The 17,967-nt window shown below is 70.1% G+C and carries 11 protein-coding genes and 1 pseudogene; 6 read left to right on the top strand and 6 right to left on the bottom strand.

Annotated features, from left to right (window positions below):
* Positions 1 to 29: 29 nt before the first annotated feature.
* The 4 genes from OG946_RS24480 to OG946_RS24460 all read right to left on the bottom strand — a co-directional run bounded on the left by OG946_RS24480 (position 30) and on the right by OG946_RS24460 (position 7,455).
* On the bottom strand, positions 30 to 1,232 hold the full coding sequence (locus OG946_RS24480; protein WP_326798156.1) for a DUF418 domain-containing protein: 1,203 nt from the start codon (positions 1,230 to 1,232) through the stop codon (positions 30 to 32).
* A 501-nt stretch (positions 1,233 to 1,733) separates the two neighbouring features.
* Positions 1,734 to 1,877 carry a hypothetical protein gene (locus OG946_RS24475; RefSeq protein ID WP_326798155.1) on the bottom strand — a complete coding sequence of 48 codons (144 nt, stop codon included), beginning with the start codon at positions 1,875 to 1,877 and terminating at the stop codon, positions 1,734 to 1,736.
* 2,044 nt (positions 1,878 to 3,921) lie between these two features.
* Positions 3,922 to 5,454, bottom strand: a complete 1,533-nt coding sequence (locus OG946_RS24470) for a hypothetical protein (RefSeq protein ID WP_326798154.1) — start codon at positions 5,452 to 5,454, stop codon at positions 3,922 to 3,924.
* A gap of 702 nt (positions 5,455 to 6,156) precedes the next feature.
* Positions 6,157 to 7,455, bottom strand: a complete 1,299-nt coding sequence (locus tag OG946_RS24460) for a hypothetical protein (RefSeq protein ID WP_326798153.1) — start codon at positions 7,453 to 7,455, stop codon at positions 6,157 to 6,159.
* Between the two features lie 202 nt (positions 7,456 to 7,657).
* Here OG946_RS24460 and OG946_RS24455 point away from each other — a divergent pair.
* Positions 7,658 to 8,219: pseudogene (locus tag OG946_RS24455) on the top strand (transposase family protein); the annotation flags it as partial.
* A 1,034-nt stretch (positions 8,220 to 9,253) separates the two neighbouring features.
* Positions 9,254 to 9,460 (top strand): hypothetical protein, encoded by a 207-nt coding sequence (locus OG946_RS24450; protein WP_326798152.1) that lies wholly within the window; start codon positions 9,254 to 9,256, stop codon positions 9,458 to 9,460.
* Between the two features lie 151 nt (positions 9,461 to 9,611).
* On the opposite strand, the gene OG946_RS24445 is transcribed toward OG946_RS24450, so the two are convergent.
* Positions 9,612 to 11,249: a hypothetical protein gene (locus OG946_RS24445; protein ID WP_326798151.1), complete on the bottom strand. Its 1,638-nt coding sequence runs from the start codon at positions 11,247 to 11,249 to the stop codon at positions 9,612 to 9,614.
* Between the two features lie 604 nt (positions 11,250 to 11,853).
* Between OG946_RS24445 and OG946_RS24440 the strand changes: the two genes are divergently transcribed.
* The gene (locus OG946_RS24440) at positions 11,854 to 13,449 is read left to right on the top strand and encodes a sulfatase family protein (RefSeq protein WP_326798150.1); all 1,596 of its coding nucleotides are present in this window, start codon (positions 11,854 to 11,856) and stop codon (positions 13,447 to 13,449) included.
* Between the two features lie 247 nt (positions 13,450 to 13,696).
* A complete protein-coding gene (locus tag OG946_RS24435) occupies positions 13,697 to 14,473 on the top strand; it encodes a hypothetical protein (RefSeq protein ID WP_326798149.1) in 777 nt (258 codons plus the stop codon).
* Positions 14,474 to 15,132: 659 nt separating this feature from the next.
* Here OG946_RS24435 and OG946_RS24430 read toward each other — a convergent pair.
* Positions 15,133 to 16,107 (bottom strand): glycoside hydrolase family 19 protein, encoded by a 975-nt coding sequence (locus OG946_RS24430; RefSeq protein ID WP_442814469.1) that lies wholly within the window; start codon positions 16,105 to 16,107, stop codon positions 15,133 to 15,135.
* 560 nt (positions 16,108 to 16,667) lie between these two features.
* On the opposite strand from OG946_RS24430, the gene OG946_RS24425 reads away from it, so the two are divergent.
* Positions 16,668 to 17,207, top strand: a complete 540-nt coding sequence (locus tag OG946_RS24425; protein WP_326798148.1) for a DMT family transporter — start codon at positions 16,668 to 16,670, stop codon at positions 17,205 to 17,207.
* A complete protein-coding gene (locus tag OG946_RS36180; RefSeq protein ID WP_442814467.1) occupies positions 17,204 to 17,785 on the top strand; it encodes a hypothetical protein in 582 nt (193 codons plus the stop codon). The genes OG946_RS24425 and OG946_RS36180 overlap by 4 nt, the downstream gene beginning before the upstream one ends.
* The last annotated feature ends 182 nt before the right edge of the window (positions 17,786 to 17,967 follow it).

Genomic DNA, 17,967 nt, shown 5'->3' with positions numbered 1-17,967 from the left:
CCTGCGGAAGCCGTACGACGGGGGGTGCTTCAGGGCCGCTTCGCCAGCGTGGCCGCGCGCAGCAGCCACTCGGCCGGGCCGTACCGGAAGCGGCGCAACAGCCATCGGCCGGCGGCGAGTTGCGCCGCGTACAGGGCGAGGCAGCCCGGCAGGACGGCCGCGGTGCCGTAGCGGCCGTACCAGCCCAGTCCGTAGCCGGTGAAGACCAGCGCCATCACCAGGGACTGGGTGAGGTAGTGGGTCAGGGACAGGCGGCCCGCCCCGGCCAGGACGGCGGCGACCCGGCGGCGGGGCCGGGCGGACAGCACGAGAAGCAGGGCGCACGCGTAGGCCGCGGTCAGCGCGGGGGCGGTGAGCACGCCGACGGCCGAGCCGATGTCGTACCAGCGCGCGTCCAGCGGCCCGTTGCGGCAGAAGGCCATGAACACGCTGCCGGCCAGGCCGACCGGCAGACCGAGGACGACGATCTGCGCCATCCGCGCGCGGTACCGGCCGCAGGTCTCGGCGAGCAACTCGCGGCGGCCGGCGGCGAGGCCCGCCAGGAAGGCGGCCAGCATGTCGGCTCCGTAGACGACGTTCCAGCCGAGCGAGTCGCGCAGCCAGCGCGCGTTGGTGCGGACGACCGCCGCGGGGTCGCCCCGGTAGGCGGCCACCGCGTCGTGCACCGCGGTCGCGGTGTTCTGCCCCCGCGGGGGTTCCGCGAGGGCGACGGTGAGCAGGCCCCAGGCCAGCAGCGCTCCCGCGGTGGCGACGACGAGCCAGGCCGCCGCACGCAGCGCGGTGCGCGGTGCGATGTCGCGGAGCGCGAACAGCACGAGGCTGAGCACCCCGTAGACCGCCAGTACGTCACCGGCGAACAGCAGGAAGCCGTGCGCGAGGCCGAGGAAGAACAGGCAGCTCGACCGGCGCAGGTGCCGGGGTGCGAAGGGAGCCCCCGCACGCGCCGCCGAGAGCCGCTGCAGCGTGAAGCTGTACCCGAACAGGAACGAGAAGAGCAGGTAGAACTTGGCGCTGACCAGCGCCGTGACCAGCCATGCGGCCACCTCGTCCGGCCGCGACACGACCGGCCCGCCCGCCGGGTCCACGTGTGGCCCGGCCATCGCCCGGGCGTTGACCAGGAGAATGCCCAGCAGCGCAAATCCGCGCAGGACGTCGACGTCCCGGATACGGCCCTCGGGCCGCGGCGCCGGCTCGGCGCCGGAGTGTGTCCGTACACGGGGCGGGAAGCGCAAGGCGGGTCTCCGGAGCCGGGGCGACGCCGACAGGCGGCTGCGGGGCACGGCGGCAGGACAAAGGGACGGCGGACCAAAGGGGAGCCGCGACCGTTGGGCCCGCACGGCCGACGGTCGCGGCTCAGGAGGCCACTACGGGACACCGCTCCAAGCGGTTCACCCGCCGCCGTCACGCCGTCCGGTCGTACGCCGGGACGCGCCGGTTTTCAGTTGGCCGAGTTCCGAGCACGCCGGCCAGGGGCCACCGCGCCGGTACGGAGACGTGGAAGAGGTACGGCGCCGCCCGGGCCCGCCCCGATGGCGGCATCACAGCGTGACAACGCAACGGCGCCACGGGCGGCTCAACACGCGAGAGGAGGCCGGCAGATCGATCACGGCAGAGAACGGTGCCCGGCGATGCCTACTGCGGGCAGCCGCGGGCTGCCCCGTCAGCCTCGCCCTGCCCGTCGTCCTGGCCCATGCCCATGCCCCTGCGGCTGCCGGTCATGCCGGTCATGCCGGTCATGCCGGGACGACGACGAGCCGGCCGCCGGCGGCGACGGCGTGCGACGGTGCGAGGGTGGAGGTGGAGACGTCTCCCGGAGGGTCGCGGCGACTCGCCTTTTCCACTTGATCCCACATCTGCTGCAACTGCTGCAACGACATGCGCCCTCCCAGTGAGCGTGCGCCATCTTGAAGTTCATGATCGCAAGGACTATGGACCAGCTCCGGGGGTCAGGACGATCTCCGCTGCCCGTCGGGCAGGCCGCCCGGCTCATTCGCAGAGCAGCCGGTCGGCTTGCGGCGTGGTGCACCGGCGCCGGAGCCAGGGCGGTTCAAACGGCTCGGACAAGCCGGCCCGCGTCGGGGGTTGCGGGCCGTGCCGTCTCCGGTGCGGCGGTACGGCGGCGGAGTCGTACTTTCTCCGTCACCTCCCCGGGCCACGCCTAGGCGACGGAGACGGAGACGGAGAACGGGAACTGCCGAAGCCGCCCTGGAACCGCGGACCCGACCCGCCGTGCCCACCGGTCTGGCCCCCGAAGCCCGGAGCCACCGCAGATCCGTACCCGTACGGCACCCCGGCGTTGGGCGCACCCGCGCCGCCCTGGAACTGCGGACCCGACCCGCCGTGCCCACCGGTCTGGCCCCCGAAGCCCGGAACCGCCGCAGATCCGTACCCGTACGGCACCCCGGCGTTGGGCGCACCCGCGCCGCCCTGGAACTGCGGACCCGACCCGCCGTGCCCACCGGTCTGGCCCTCGAAGCCCGGAACCGCCGCAGATCCGTACCCGTACGGCACCCCGGCGTTGGGCGCACCCGCGCCGCCCTGGAACCGCCGGCCCGGCGGCCAGGGGTTGTCCTCTTGACCGTAGGCCACTGGCTCGTGTCCGCGCGGGAGGGAGTCGTACGCGCTGATGGCCGTGGGTGGCACCGGGGCAGTGATTGCCAGTTCCCCCGTTTCCTGGGACAGTGCCTCGTCCCAGGAAGACGGGGTGCCCTCCCCGACGCCAGGCAGGTGGTCGTATAGGGAGGACCCGAAGGGATTCATCACAGGAAGCGCAGGAGGCCGCTGCCCGGTGTCGAAGACTTGGTCGGCCATCTCGTTGGCATTCAGGTCGCCGAACATCCCCGGCGCCGTTTCCTGCACGGGATACAGACCGTCATCGCGGTGGCCGGGCAGCCGCGGGGATCCGGGCATGTAAGAGCCGAAAATCTCCTTCCGCAGCGCGTCCTGCCACTTTCTCATCTCGTTGCGGGCAGTCTCCTGCGTCGGCCTGTGGAGGTCAATTGCCCTCAGCACTCCGGCATCGTTCAGGTCGAGCGTCGGATCGGCGAGCATTGACGGCACGCGCGCCTCCGACGGATCTTTCCTCAGCTGCGGCGCGTGCAGCCGGACCAGCACGGCTGCCGGCGTACTCGCGTTCGTCCTCTTCCGGGCCGACCCGGGATGCAACGCCACCGTCAACCCGTCCCCCGGCACCTCCGGCCACCCTGGCTCCAGTCGGCGATACTGCGCATACAACGCCGACGCCGAATCCCGCTCCCGCATGGCCTTCTTCCGCATCGAATCCCGACCCTGTTCCCGCCGCCGCTGCCGGGAGTCCGGAACCCGCGGCACTTCCCGCGGGTGGTTTCGATCCATGACAGTTCACGTCCCCTCGGTCTTCTGGTCTCCCCCGCTGCTACGCGCTGCACCGCCTACCGGTTCACCAGCCGCCCGTGAAGCTTTGAGTGGGACACGAACGCCCTCGTCCCCCCTCGGTGATGACGGAGGGCACGTCATCCGTGCCCCCGACGCGCGACCCGCTTGCTTCTGTGCTGACGCTTTCGGCCCGGGCCGGTGCCGGGATGGCGGCGTGGACGCGGTGATCACGGGGATCTCGCGGCGTCATCTCGCGTGCTCGGTGGAGGAGTTGGCGGTGCCCTGGCAAGCCAGCCTCGAGGACGGCCGACATGCCGTGCGAGGTGGGGCCGGAAGCGGGCCCCCGGAACCGGAGCCCGCCACCGGCTGGCGTTCGTCGACCAGAGATACATCCGACTCTTGGCCGCGCGGGGTACGCGATCCCCGACCGCCCCCACCTGCGGTTACGGGCTCTGGCCGACGTGTTCGCTATGAGACGGAACACGCCCCCTCGGTCTTCTCCTCTTCCTCGCTGCGGGCCGTGCCGTCTCCGGTGCGGCGGTACGGCGGCGGAGTCGTACTTCTCCGTCACTTCGCCAGGCCACCCGGCGACGAAGGACGGGAACTCCCGAACCCGCTGTGGAGCTGCTGGCCCGGCGCTACGTACCCGGCCTGGCTGTGGTAGCTGGGCGCGGGTTCATGGGCATGCGGCGCCGGGGGGTTGTACGAACCCGCACCGCCGGGGAACTGCTGCTGGCCCGGCACGACATACCCGACGGTCAGGTCTCCGTAGCCGGAAGGTCCCGCGGGTCCGTAGGCATACGGCGTCTGGGGGTTGAACGGACCCGCGCTGCCCGGGAGCTGCCGGCCCGGCGGCCAGGGGGTGCCTTGGCCGTGGGCCACTTGCTGGTGTCCGGGCGGGAGGGCGTCGTGCGCGCTGACGGCCGTGGGTGGCACCGGGGCTGTGATGGTCAGTTCGTCCATTGCCCGGGACATTGCGTCGTCCCAGGAAGACGGGGTGCCCTCCCCGACGCCAGGCAGGCGGCCGTACGCGGAGGACCCGAAGCGATTCATCACGGGAGCCACGGGGGGCCACTGCCCGGTGTCGAAGACTTGGCCGGCGCCGAACATCCCCGGCCCTGCTTCCTGCGCGGAATCCAGACCGTCATCGGGGTGGCCGAGCTGCTGCGGAGATCCGGGAATGCCAGGGCCGAACAACTCCATCCGCAGCACGGCCTGCCGCATTCCCATGTCGTTGCGGACAGTCTCGCTCATCTTCTCGCGAAATACGTCGTCCACGACACGATCGTTCAGGTTGAGCGTCGGATCGGCGAGCACTGGCGGCACGTGCGCCGCCGGCCGATCTTCCGGCAGCTCCGGCTGCGGCACGTGCAGCCGGACCAGCACGGCAACCGGCGTAGGCACGTTCGGCCTCTGCCGGACCGACCCGGGATGCAACGCCACCATCAACCCGGGCGGCGGCACCTCCGGCCACCCTGGCTCCAGCCGGCGATACTGCGCATACACCGCCGACGCCGCCCGCTCCCGCGCGACCTCGTCCCGCAGCGCGTTCTGCCAGATTCTCACGTTATCGAGGACAGCCTCGTTCGTCGGCGAGCCAATTACCGCCTGCACTTTGTCATTGTCCAGGTCGAGCGCCGGATCGGCGAGCACTGGCGGCACGCGCGCCCCCGGCGGATCTTCCCCCGGCTGCGGCCGCGCCGCGTCCAGCCGGACCAGCACCGCCGCCGGCGTCCTCCCGGTCACCTTCAACCGGACTGCCGCGGGATGCAACGCCACCGTCACCGGGGTCGACGGCACCGCCGGCCACCCTGGCTCCAGCCGGCGATACTGCGCATACACCGCCGACGCCGCGTCCTGCTCCCGCTTGGCCCGCTCCTGCGCGGTGTCCTGCTGCTTCTGCAGCCGATCCTCCAGCTTCTGCTTCGACCACCCCGCGACCCGCGCCGCATACCTTTCCCGATTCTTCTTCCGGGCGGCATCCGGATCCTTCCAATAATTCGCCGATAGCGACGCAAGGCGCTCCCGCCGGTACGCCTCATTGCGCTGATACCGGCTCGGAACCCGACCCTGCCCCGGCCCGTCGTCGTCCTGTTCCATTACGTTTCACGTCCCCTCGGTCTTCTGTCTCCCTCGCTGCTACGCGCTGCACCGCCTACCGGTTCACGAGCTGCCCGTGCAGCTTTGCAGCGGGACGCGAACGCCCACGTCCGCCTTCGCCGGTGACGGAGGGCACGCCATCCGTGCACCCGACGCGCGACCCGCTTACCTCGGTGCTGACGCTTTCGGCCGGGCCGGTGCCGGGATGGCGGCGTGGACGCGGTGATCACGGCGCCGGGGTCTTGCGAGTTGGTGCGTGATAGCAGGTGAGCCGTCGTGCCCGGCGGTGGCAGATCCGGCTGTGGCGATCACGGTCAATCGGGCGGTGCTGACGCATCGGCTGTTCACGGGGATCTCGCTACGTCATCTCGCGTGCCTGGTGGAGGAGTTGGCGGTGCGCCGTGGCAAGCCGGCCCCGAGGGCAGCCGTCATGCCGTGCGAGGTGGGGCCGGGAAACGGGCCGCGGGAGCCGGAGCCCGCCACCGGCTGCCGTTCGTCGCCCGGCTGGTGGCCACGCCGGTCCATCTGCGACACGACCTGCCGCACTCGGTACTGGGACTGCTGTTCGGCGTCGACCGCTCCACATCACCCGCCCGACCACAGAGGCAGAGATGCATACGGCTCTCGGCCGAGCGGGAGTGCGCGATCCCGACCGCCCCCACCTGCGGTTACGGACTCTGGCTGCGGAGTCGTATTTCTCCATCACTTGGGGCCAGGACCGGCCGGCCGAGGACGTGGATTCGTGAAGCCGCCCGGGAAGTCCCCAGCCGGCGGGCGACACTGGCCGCCCTGGCCGCCGGAGCCGGGAGCCGCGGGTCCAGGAGCAGACGACGCCTCGGGGTTCCACGCACCCGCGCCGCCCAGGTACGGCGGATCCGGCGCGTACCCACGAGCCTGCCCCCCGTAGGCGGGACCAGACGCAGGTCCGTAGACAAACGGCGCTTGGGCGTTGGCCGCACCCGGGCCGCCCTGGAACTGCGGGCCCGGCGGCCAGGGGTTGTTCCCCTGGCCGTAGGGCACTTGCTGGGGTCCGGCCGGGGAGGCGCCGCGCGCGCTGGTGTCCGTGAGTGGCATCGGGGCTGCGATGGTCATTTGGTCCACTGCCCGGGACAGTGCGTCGTCCGACCCAGGCAGGGTGCCCTGCGGGGCGGGAGGCAGGTGGTCGTATGTGGAGGACTCGAAGGGATTCATCACGGGAGGGACGGGAGGCCGCTGCCCGGTGTCGAAGACTTGGTCGGCCATCTCGTCGGCGTACGGGGCGCCGAACATCCCCGGCTCCGCTTCCAGCGCGGAATACAGACCGTCATCGAGGTGGCCGAACATCTGCGAGGGTCCGGGAATGCCAGAACCGAACATCGCCTTCCCCAGCTCGTTCTGCCACGCTTTCGCCTCATCAAGGGCTTTCGTCGCATCGAGGCCAGTCTGATTCGTCCTCGCGGTAATGACATCCTTCACCCGAGAATCGTCCAGGTCGAGCGTCGCATCGGCGAGCACTGACGGCACGAGCGCCGCCAACCGATCTTCCGGCGGCTCCATCTGCCGCACGTACGGCCGGACCAGCACAGCTGCCGGCGTACGCGTGTTCCTCTTCTGCCGGGCCGACCCGGGATGCAACGCCACCGTCAACCCGGGGGGCGGCACCTCCGGCCACCCTGGCTCCAGCCCGCGATATTGCTTATACACCGCCGACGCCGCCAGCCGCTCCCGCAGGCGCCTGTCCCGCGCACTTCCCGTTTTTTGTTCCCGATGATCCTGCTCAAACTGCTTCCGCTTCTCCTCCGGCATCTTCGCGAGCCGCGTCTCACGCCGTTTCCGCGACCGCTGCCGGGATTGCTCCGGATTCCGCCAATAACGAGCGCGCATCGCGCCCAGAAGCCGGTCCCGGTGCTCCGGATCCTGATATTCCCTCTTCTTCTGCTCCAGAAGCCGCTTCCGGTACTCCGGATCATCCCGATACACATTCCTCCGCGGCTGCTGCTCCGGCTGGTTGTCATGATCCATCACGTGTCACGTCCCCTCGGTCTTCTGGTCTCCCTCGCTGCTACGCGCTGCACCGCCCACCGGTTCACGAGCTGCCCGTGCAGCTTTGCAGCGGGACGCGAACGCCCTCATCCGCCTTCGCCGGTGACGGAGGGCACGTCATCCGTGCACCCGACGCGCGACCCGCTTGCCTCGGTGCCGACGCTTTCGGCCCGGGCCGGTGCTGGGATGGCGGCGTGGACGCGGTGATCACGGCGTCGGGGTCTCGCGAGTTGGTGCGCATCAGCTGTTCACGGGGATCTCGCGGCGTCATCTCACATGCCCGGTGGAGGAATTCGCGGTGCCGTGGCAAGCCGGCCCCGAGGACGGCCGTCATGCCGTGCGAGGTGAGGCCGGAGCCCCGCCACCGGCTGGCGTTCGTCGACCAGAGACACATCGGGCTCTCGGCCGAGCGGGCGTGCGCGATCCCCGACCGCCCCTACCTGCGGTTACGGACCCTGGCCGACGTGTTCGCCTGTGCCCGGGCCGAAGGCGTCAAGCTGCGCTCGGACATCACCCACATCCAGGTCCGCAGGCCACCGGCCCGCCGCGGCGGGCGGCGCGCGTTCGTCTCCGGGAAGAAGAAACAGAACACGATGAAGGCCACCGTCACCGCCGACGGGCAGGGCCGTACGTGAGGGACCGATGCCCTGCGTCCTGGGCATACGCACGACGGCCCGGCCGCCCGCAACGAGGGCTTCGCCATCTTCTTCCAGCACTTCCCCGACGTCGAGGCCCTCTTGGACAAACGGTTATTTCATCCTGGGCCTCTTCGTCGGCTCACCCTTTTGCCCTGCGGCAGGCGATTGCCCGTACTGGGGGTTCTGGGCGTGTTGCCCTGGACCGGAGCCAGCCGCCTGCGGGTACCCAGCGGCAGACCCGGAAGGCGCCAGGGACGCCGCGGCGGGCGCGAGCGGCTGAGGCTGCCCGCCGTAACCAGCAGACGAGCCGCCATGACCACGCGGCTGCGGGTGCGCCACACTCGCTGCCTGAGGGGCCTCCCCGGGAACCGGCACCCCTTGCTTCCACTCGTGCCAGGCCTTCTCGACTCGCCCGGCCTGCTGAGGTGCAGGGGCCTGCTGGTGCCGCTGGGGCATCCTGGCCATCAAGGCCTGTTGTTGGAGCTCCTCCGGGGACATGCTGCCCAACAAGGCCTGTTGTTGGCGCTCCCCGGAAGCGCTGGCTGTCAAGGCCTGTTGGTGCTCGCGCCAGGAGTTGTAGACGTCCTGCTGCGGCGGAATTGCAGGGGCCTGCGTGTGCCACTGGGGCATCCTGGCCATCAAGGCCTGTTGTTGGAGCTCCTCCGGGGACATGCTGCCCGTCAAGGCCTGTTGTTGGCGCTCCCGGGAAGCGCTGGCTGTCAAGGCCTGTTGGTGCTCGCGCCAGGAGTTGTAGACGTCCTGCTGCGGCGGAATTGCAGGGGCCTGCGTGTGCCACTGGGGCATCCTGGCCAGTGCCTCTCGGGTCACTTCGGATGGACCGGGCATGATGCCTCCTTGTGCGAGGGCGGAGATCGATCTGGTCACCAGCCCCAACGTCAGACACGGAGAATCGGTTCACTTGCGGCTGCACCACGCTCGCCGGGTTCTTTCGTCTTCGGCCCACTTCCTCAGGGCTGCGGCAGAGTCGGACCGTCGTGCACGTGAAGACCGCTCCGACCGTCAGATCGGCAGAGCCCGGTGATCGTCCGTAAGCGCTCGGCGTATGCCGGCCAGGCCGTAACTCGAAGGCGTGGTCGACGTCACCCCCGCGCCGGAAGACGCCGTTGAGGTCCATGGGGATGAAGCCGGTGGTCCACGTCCGTCGTCTCCCCGCAGATGGTCGTCTCGACCGCGGACGGATACTGGCCCGCTTCCCGGAACGCGCCCTGGACCTCGGTGTGTTCGAGCAGCACGCCGCCGGGGCGAAGATCGTCAGCCAGGTCGCCGCCTACTCGTGCCGGCCGAGCACCGGCCACGCGCAGCGTTTGCCCAGTTCAGTGACCTGATCCCGGATTCGTCGTTGCCCCGTCCGTGGATACCTCGAGAGATCTGGCGTCCCTGGCTGTGCCCTCGTCGGCGAGCTGGTAGTCAGGGATGCTCCGTGGGAGCCGTACCGTCTCCGGCGCGGTGGTAGGGCTGCGGAGTTGACCGTCTCCGTCACCTCGCCCCAGGCCCCCGCGACGGAGGACGGGAACCCCCGAAGCCGCCATGGGACTGCTGACCCGGCCCGCCGTACGCACCACCCCGCCCGATGCGGGGAGCCGCCGCAGGCTCAGGAGCATGCGGCGCCTGGGGGCTGAACGAACCCGCACCGCCATAGAAATGCGGACCCGACTCGACGTACCCACCACCCAGACCCCCGAAGCTGGGAGCCGGCAGAGGCACAGAGGCATGCGGCGCGTGGGAGTCGGACGGACCCACGCCGCCCGGGAACTGCGGACCCGACCCGCCATACCCACTATCCTGCCCAAAACCGGGAGCCTCCGCAGGCCCAGGAGCAGGCGACGCCTCGGGGTTCCACGAACCCGCACCGCTCGGGAACTGCCAGCCCGGCGGCCAGGGGGTGCTCCCTTGGGCGTAGGCCACTTGCTCGTGTCTGGCCGGGAGGGCGCCGTACGCGCTGATGTCCGTGGGTGACACCGGGGCTGTGACTACCAGTCCGCCCATTGCCTGGGACAGTGCGTCGTTCCAGTTAGACGGGGTGCCCTGCAGGGCGGCGGCAGGCAGGTGGCCGTATGCGGAGAACCCGGAGGGATCCATCACGGGAAGCACGTGAGGCCACTGCCCCGTGCCGAAGGCTTGGCCGGGCGCATCGCCGGCGTACGGGGCGCCGAACATCTCCGGCGCCGTTTCCGGCGCGGGATTCAGACCGGCATCGAGGTGGCCGGACAGCGGCGGGGGTCCGGGAATGCCAGAGCGGAACACCTCCTTCCACAGCTCCTTCCGCAGCGTGGCCTGCCACGCTCTCATCTTGTTGCGGACAGTCTCGTTCGTCTCCGAGTCAATTACCGCCTGCACTCGATCATGGTCCAGATCGAGCTTCGGATCGGCGAGCACTGACGGCACGTGCGCCGCCGGATCTTCCCGCAGCATCGGCCGCGCCGCGTACAGCTGGACCAGTATGGCTGCCGGCGTCCGCCGGGTCACCGTGCGCCGAGCCGACGCGGGATGCACCGCCACCGTCAACCCGGCCGACGGCACCTCCGGACACCCTGGCACCAGCCGGCGATATTGCGCATACACCTCCGACGCCGCCTGCTGCTCCTGCTCGGCCAGGGCCTGCCTCAGCCCGTTCTCATGCTTCCGCCGCCGCTCCCGCTCCTCCTTCGGCAGTTGCCCCAGCCGATCCCGCCGATCCTGTTCCCGCTGCCGGCCGCGGTTCGGATTCTTCCAATACTGACGGTGCTTCCTATCCGCATCCCGCTGCCGCCGCTTGTCGTCCTGTTCCGACGGGGCGCCCTGTTGGCCCGGCTGGATTTGGTGGGCCTCCCCGGGAACCGGCCCCCCTTCCTGCCACTTGAGCCAGGTCTGCCAGACCTGCTGGACCTGCTGGTGCTGGTCCTGCTGAAGCGGGCGGGGTGCAGGGGCCTGCCCGGGCCGCTGGGGCATCCCGGCCAACAGGGCCCGTTGGAGGTGGCGGGCATCCTCTGCATACGGCAGCCGATGCTCCGGGGGCTGCCCGACTGGCTGGTCCTGCTGAAGCGGGCGGGGTGCAGGGGCCTGCCCGGGCCGCTGGTACATCTTGTCCAACAAGGCCCGTTGGGCCTTTTGGGCCTCTTCGGATGGAGAGGTCATGATGTCTCCTTGCGCGAGGGCGGGGACCGATCTGGCCACCTGCCCCAACGTCAAACACGAAGAAACGGTTCACTTACGGCTGTACGACGCCCGCCGGGGGGTGAAGCCGAGCTGGACTCCACCGGTACAAGCGCGTACAACTGCGGCAACAGGGCCTCCTGGAACAGCTCGCGGTTTCAACAACCTTTGAGCTACCAAGAGGTGTCTGCCTTCATGACGACCCCGGCAGAATCACCCGCCCAGCCTGCCGCTTTCGATCACACCACACTCTTCGACCTGGCCTCCAACGGCCAGCTCTCAGCAGCCCGCATCTGACCGACAGACCAGCTCATTCACGCCGAAAAGTTAAGAATTGACGCAGCCGCGAGCCAACGGCTTGATGTGGGAGGACAGTTCGCTGCTGTTCGCCGTAGGCGCTGAACTGTTTGTCGGTGGGGTCCGTTGCGGTGTGCGAGGTCCGTTGTGACGTCGTGCTCGTGAGCGGGCCGCTTGAGGAAGGGCCGCAGGTCGTCGCATACCTGAGAAGGCGTCACTCACGCTGATCGAGGTGCCGGGTTGACCGGCGGACGGACCGAAGCGAACACCGAGAATGCAAGGTGCGCATATGCGTAAGCGACTGAAAAATGCGGCAGCCGCCGGGGCCGCTCTGGTGCTGGTGGCGGCCGGGTTGACGGCAGCGATCAGGAGCAACGGCAGTGCCCCAGATGCGGAACAAGCGACGAGGGAACGGCCGAACATCGTCTACATCCAGGTCGACGACATGTCAGCCGACCTGCTCGGCTATATGACCGAGGCGGCGAAGCTCCAGCGGCAGGGCACCACCATGGCCAACTACATCTTCGCCGACTCCCTGTGCTGTTCTTCCCGGGCCTCCGGCCTGACGGGCAGGCTGCCGCACAATACCGGGGTTCTGACGAACACTTCGCAGTTCGGGGACGGTGGTCTTGGCGCATTCCTCGACGACGAGAGCCGCACCTACGCCACCGCGCTGCGCAAGTCCGGCTACCGCACCGGCAAGATGGGGAAGTACCTCAACGAGTATCGGCCCGGGGGCGCTGAACCCGCCTGGGACTACGATTACCCGGCCGAATACGTGCCGCCGGGCTGGAACGAATGGCATGTCGCCGGCATAGGTGGCTATGGCCAGATGAACTACTCCATGACGGAGTCTGTCGACGGGAACAAGAAGCGGCGGCACTACCAGAACGAATACCTCACCGATCTGCTCTCCGACAAGGCCATGGACTTCCTGAACCGGTCGGTGAAGCACCACGCGGACCAGCCGTTCTTCCTGGAGGTCTCCCCCTTCGCACCGCACTCGGCGGTCGCGAAGAACGCGCCGCTGCCGTACGTGCCCGCGCCCCGCGACCGGGCGAATCCGGACGCCGGCTTCGCCGGCGACTGCGGCCCCGCGGCCTGCGACGACGTCCGCGCGCCGCGCGACGGCTCCGTCGACCGCGCTGTCGCCGACGGGCCGCAATGGCTACGCGAGCGCGCGCTGACCACGGACGAGATGAGGGCGATCGACCGCAGCTATCGGCTGCGGGTGCAGATGATGCAGTCGCTCAACGACATGATCAAGCGGCTCCGGGCGCACCTGACCAAGCTGGGTGTAGCGGACGACACCTACGTCGTCTTCGGCTCCGACAACGGCTTTCACCTCGGCGAGCACCGGCTGTTGCAAGGCAAGGGCACCCCGTTCGACCACGACGCCAGGGTGCCGATCCTGGTGGCCGGTCCCGGGGTGCAGGCAGGGGCGACCCGCCACGAACTGGTGCAGAACACCGACATGTACGCCACCTTTCTGTCGCTGGCAGGGGTGACGCCGGGTGCGAGCGATGGCCGGTCGATGGCCGGGCTGTGGCGCGGCGATACGGACGGCTGGGCCCGGGACGCGGCATTCCTTGAGCACACCTCGCACGCCACCACCGCGCCCCGGGACCCGGATGCCGGGGCCGGGACGGGCAACGCCCAGCCGGGCTCGTACAAGGCGATCCGCACGGCTGACGAGTTGTACGTGGAGTACGCGACGGGCGAAGTGGAGTACCACGACCTGGCTGCCGATCCGCACCAGTTGACCAACACGGCGGCCGAGATGCCCGAGGATCGGCGGGCTGTGCTGCACCGTACGCTGGCCGCCCTGTCCACGTGCGGCCAGCCGGGCAAGCCGGACTGCTGGACCGCGGGTCAGATGGAGTGACCCACGCCCCACCCGTGCGGCGAAGCCGGACGCCCGGGAGCCGGCGCCGTGTCCGGACTGCCGCGCGCCGTCGGGACGGTGCTGTCCGAGCGGCCGGTGCCGCACGTGCCGGGGGTCGACGACTTCGCGCTGCGCCGCCGCCACTGCTCCAGCACCACCGAAGGTGAACCGAACGCAGGCAGGATCCGTGTCTGTCTTAGCGTTGCACGCTCACGACACGGAAGTGGACTCTATGCCTCCGCAGCAGATGGACTTCGAGGCCCGCCGCCAGGACGCCCGGCGCCTGGCCCGGGAAATAATCCTCGCCGAACTGGGCGCCCGGCCGCAGAGGGGGCCAGGGGGGTGGTCAGATTTGCTGCCGGCAAAGTTCGAGGCCGATCTGCGCGACGAACTGAGCAAGATGCCGCCCCCGGCCGCACAGCAGAACTGGAACATCCCACACGGCAACCCGAACGACTCGGTGAACGGACCGCTCGACAGCGCAGTGCGATGGGCGATCCGATCACTGCACTGGCTTTCCCGGGGGCAGGAGTATGCGCAGCCATCTCAGGACCTCGCCGGGCCGGATGCCCGGCAGCGGCCGATGGGGCCACAGGCTGGTCCGAGCGCCTTTGAGCAGTACAACAGGCTCAGCGAAGCGGACCAGAAACTGGTCGCGAATGCAATGCAGGAGTTGCTCGGCGATCCCAACAGGGGGTATCCCGTGCAGAAACATCTGCCCATAGCCGCGAGTATCGCTCACGGTAATCAGTGGGCTATGCACTACGGTTCGGCTCCGCCGCCCCGCCGGATCCAACTGCCAGGGGACCACACCGCTACCCACCCGCAGCAGGACCCGGCACGCCTCCGGAAGCCTGAGACGGTGCTCACGACCTCCATCGGCACCGCCCTCGCCCCCTACGCCAGGCACCTCCTGCCCGCTGGCCTCAGCTTCGACAAACCCTCGTCAAGTGCGCCAGGGTCAGCCCTCGCCCCGGCAGGAGGAATGCCCCTTCGCCCCAAGCCCCGCATGGCGCGAGGGTGAGAGCGGCGGGGTGCGTACGGAGGATGACATGGTTCAGCAGGTTCCCCTTCATGGGACCGCCTTGTTGATCGCGTGACTGTACGGCCTTGGAGCGACGCCGGCATGCAGCCGCTGGCGGCAGTCCCTTCTGCCTCCCACGTTGCGCAGAATCCGGTGGGAGAGTATCTGGCGCCCGCGGCCGGTTCCGGTCAGTTCTCCAGCCCTCAGGCCGGTGACGGGCCGGGCTGGCCGCACGGGGCGCCGGACCCGCGGTTCCACCGCGGCGCAGGTCCGTTCAACCCCCAGGCGCCGCATGCCTACGGACCCGCGGCACCTCCCAGCCACAGCCAGGCCAGCCGATACAGCGGGCCGGGCCGGCAGTTCCAGGGCGGCTTCGGGAGTTCCCGGACGCCGTCGCCGGGGCGTGGCCCGGCGGGGTGACGGAGTCCGGGCGGTGCGGGTGCCGAGGGCACCGTGCTGTTCGTGACGGGTGCCTGTGTTCCCACGGGCAGCACCGCCTGTGCCGTAAGCGGAGAACGAGCACCTCGCCGACGACCTCTGCCGCGTCCGGCTCACGACGTACGGCGGCCTCCACGAAAGCACGTTCCGCACGGAACCCAGGAGACGCCGAAGCCCCAGGGCAGCGGCCCCGGGGCTCGTCGTGCGGGTGCGGCGGTGGATCAGCAGGTGAGAAGGTTGCCGTGCGTGACGCCCAGGATCTGGGTGAAACGCTGGTAGTTGTCGATGCGGCTCTGGACCTGGGCGGGGTTGGCCCCGTCGCACTCCAGGGCGCCGTTGATCGAGCGGATGGACTCACCGAAGCCGGCACCCGAGGTCATCGCCGTGTGCCCGGGCATGCTGCCGGGGCCGGACTGGGTCATCCAGTACCACAGGCCGGTCTGCCAGGCCACGGCCGGTTCCCGCTCCACTCGCCAGGGGTCGTTGAGCAGGTCGAGGCCGAGCGCGTCGCCGGCGGCCTTGTAGTTGAAGTTCCAGCTGAGCTGGATGGGCCCGCGGCCGTAGTACGCGGCCTGGCCGGCCGGGCAGCCGTAGGGCTGGCTCCAGTCGCAGTAGGAGGGGTAGTTGGCCTGGTTCTGCTCCACGACGTGGACGAGGCCGCCGGTCTCGTGGCTGACGTTGGCGAGGAAGGCGGCTGCCTCCAGCCTCTTCATCCTGTCGGCACCGGTGTGGGCGAAGGCCGGGTACGACCGCATGGCCTCGGTCAGGCCCTCGTACGTATAGAGCGGGTTCCGGTTCGGGAACATCTCGTTGAACTGGGCCTCGCTCACCACGGACCCCGACGGGGCGTCGGGCGCCGGGGCGTCGGACGGCGGCTCGTAGGGCGCCACGGCGTCGAACTCCTGGGCGCCTCCGCCGCCGCCGCAGGCGCCCTGGTCGGCCCAGACCCCCCACTGCCCGGTGGTGCCGGGCACCTCGCCCAGCGTCCACCACTTGGCGACCCAGTTGCGGCCCTCGTAGGAGACCACGTCGTCCCCCCAGTAGACCGCCGAACTGTTCCACCCGGCCGCGCAGTCGGCGGCGGCGCTGGCCGGGCCGGCGGATACCACGGGGACCGCGACGGCGAGCACGGCCGCCGCCGCCAGGGATCCGGCCAGCGCCCTGCCGCGTCCACGGCCCCTGCGGTGCGGACGCACGGGCGCACGCTCGCGCAACACCTCATCACGCCGCTCTGTGCGCACGCCGAGCACGCCGTTGGACGTGGTGCCGTTGGACGTGGTGGCCCTGTACCAAGCCGGGGGAACCACGCCTAGATTCCCGTGCCGCACGGAGGAGTTCCCCGGTTCCCCGTCAAGCGCAACCCGGCCGGCCTCTCTTCGCGATGCCATCTGTCTGCTCCTGATCGTCGTCTGCCAACCATCTGCTGACTGCAACGGGGAGAGCGGCACAAGGGTTCATGAAGATTCAGCCTGAACATTGCGTGACTTTGCCGCACGAAACCGGAATGAACTGACGTCACCGTGCCCGCGTAGTAGCCCACGCAGGAGAGGCGAATACAGGACGGGAAAAGCCGCTCCGGACTCCGTGAACCACCGCGAGCGAATACCGTCCGGTATCGGGACCATTCGATGCACTCACCGACGCATCCGACATCAGAGGTCTGGGCCCGCGCATGACAGAAAAAGTTCAGCTGCCGGACGGCATTCCTCCACCTCACCGTGGCCAACGGCCGAAGATCGGAATGGATCCGCTGTCCATGGCGGCGACCCTGGTCACCGTCACCGCCTTCGCGGCCACCGCTCCGCTCACCGCCGCGGCCTCCGCCTCGCCGCTCGCCATGGCCTTCTGGCGCAACTGCCTGGGCCTGGCCGTCCTCGTACCGCTCCTGTTATTGCTGCGCCGTCGCCAAGTGGCGCTCGTGGTACGCGGGAAGCGCCCCCTCCTGCACCGGGCCCAGTGGCGGCCCCTGGCCTGCGGCTTCCTCGCGGCCTCCACGCTCGCCTGCCACTTCGCGGCCTTCATGACGAGCACCCGGCTGACGTCGGTCGCCATGTCCACCGCGCTTGTCGCCACCCAGCCCGTCTGGCAGGCCCTCATCGCCGCGGGGCAAGGCGCCCGGGCGTCCGGCAGGACGTGGGCAGGTCTCACGCTCGCCGTGGTGGGAGCAGCAGCCGCCGCGGGTCTCGACATGCAGTCCGGCGGCACGGTGTTGCTGGGCGACCTGCTCGCCCTCGTCGGCGCCATCGCCCTGGCCGGATACACCTCACTGAGCGAACGGGCGCGCGCGCAGCCGTGAGCACACCGGTGTATTCGACGTTCACCGCACTGGTCTGCAGTCTGGAACTCCTCGCCCTCTGCTGGCTGGCCGGCATCCCGCTGTCCGGTTTCGACGGATCCACGCAACTGTCCCTGCTCGGGCTGCTCATCCTGCCCCAGCTCCTGGGTCTCGGCGCACTGAACTTCGTCCTCGGCAGAGCACCGGCGACGACGGTCAGCGTCCTCCTCCTGCTGGAGAGCCCCATCGCCGCTCTCGCCGCCTGGTCGCTGATGAGCCAGAGCGTCGAGCCGGCGACCGCACCCTGGCTCCTGCTGATCATCGTCGGTGTCGCGCTCGTGGTGACGAACGGCGGCAGCGAGCGGGTCGTAGCAAGGAAACGCGGACTACGCGGTACAGCGGACGAGGCGCCTGCGGCAGCACATGGCCGCGGAGAGGCTGAGAAAGGCGAGGTGGTCGCGGGCGATGCGCTCGTAGCGGTGCGGTTGAGCCGGCCTCGGACGGGTGACCGGGGTCTCCCGCGCACCCACGGCGTGTGCGCGGGGCGGGCAGTTCACCGCGGGCTGTCCCCGACGGCGCCTCCGCACGCCCCGGATTGAACCGTTCCGCGGCGGCTCCCGTGGTGGGGGCCGTCACGGGTCGGCCCACCACACCCTGCTCCGCAGGTCCGGGCCGGCCCGCCAGTCCGGGGCCGCCCCGCCCACCGGCCGGTGCCGGACCGACACCCAAGGCCCGCCCTTTTCTGACGTGGGGGCGGAACGGTGGCCCCGCCCCGCACGCG

Source organism: Streptomyces sp. NBC_01808 (assembly GCF_035917395.1).
Classification (GTDB): Bacteria; Actinomycetota; Actinomycetes; order Streptomycetales; family Streptomycetaceae; genus Streptomyces.
The sequence above is the reverse complement of the archived record's forward strand: the minus strand, read 5'-3'. Positions and strand labels throughout refer to the sequence as shown.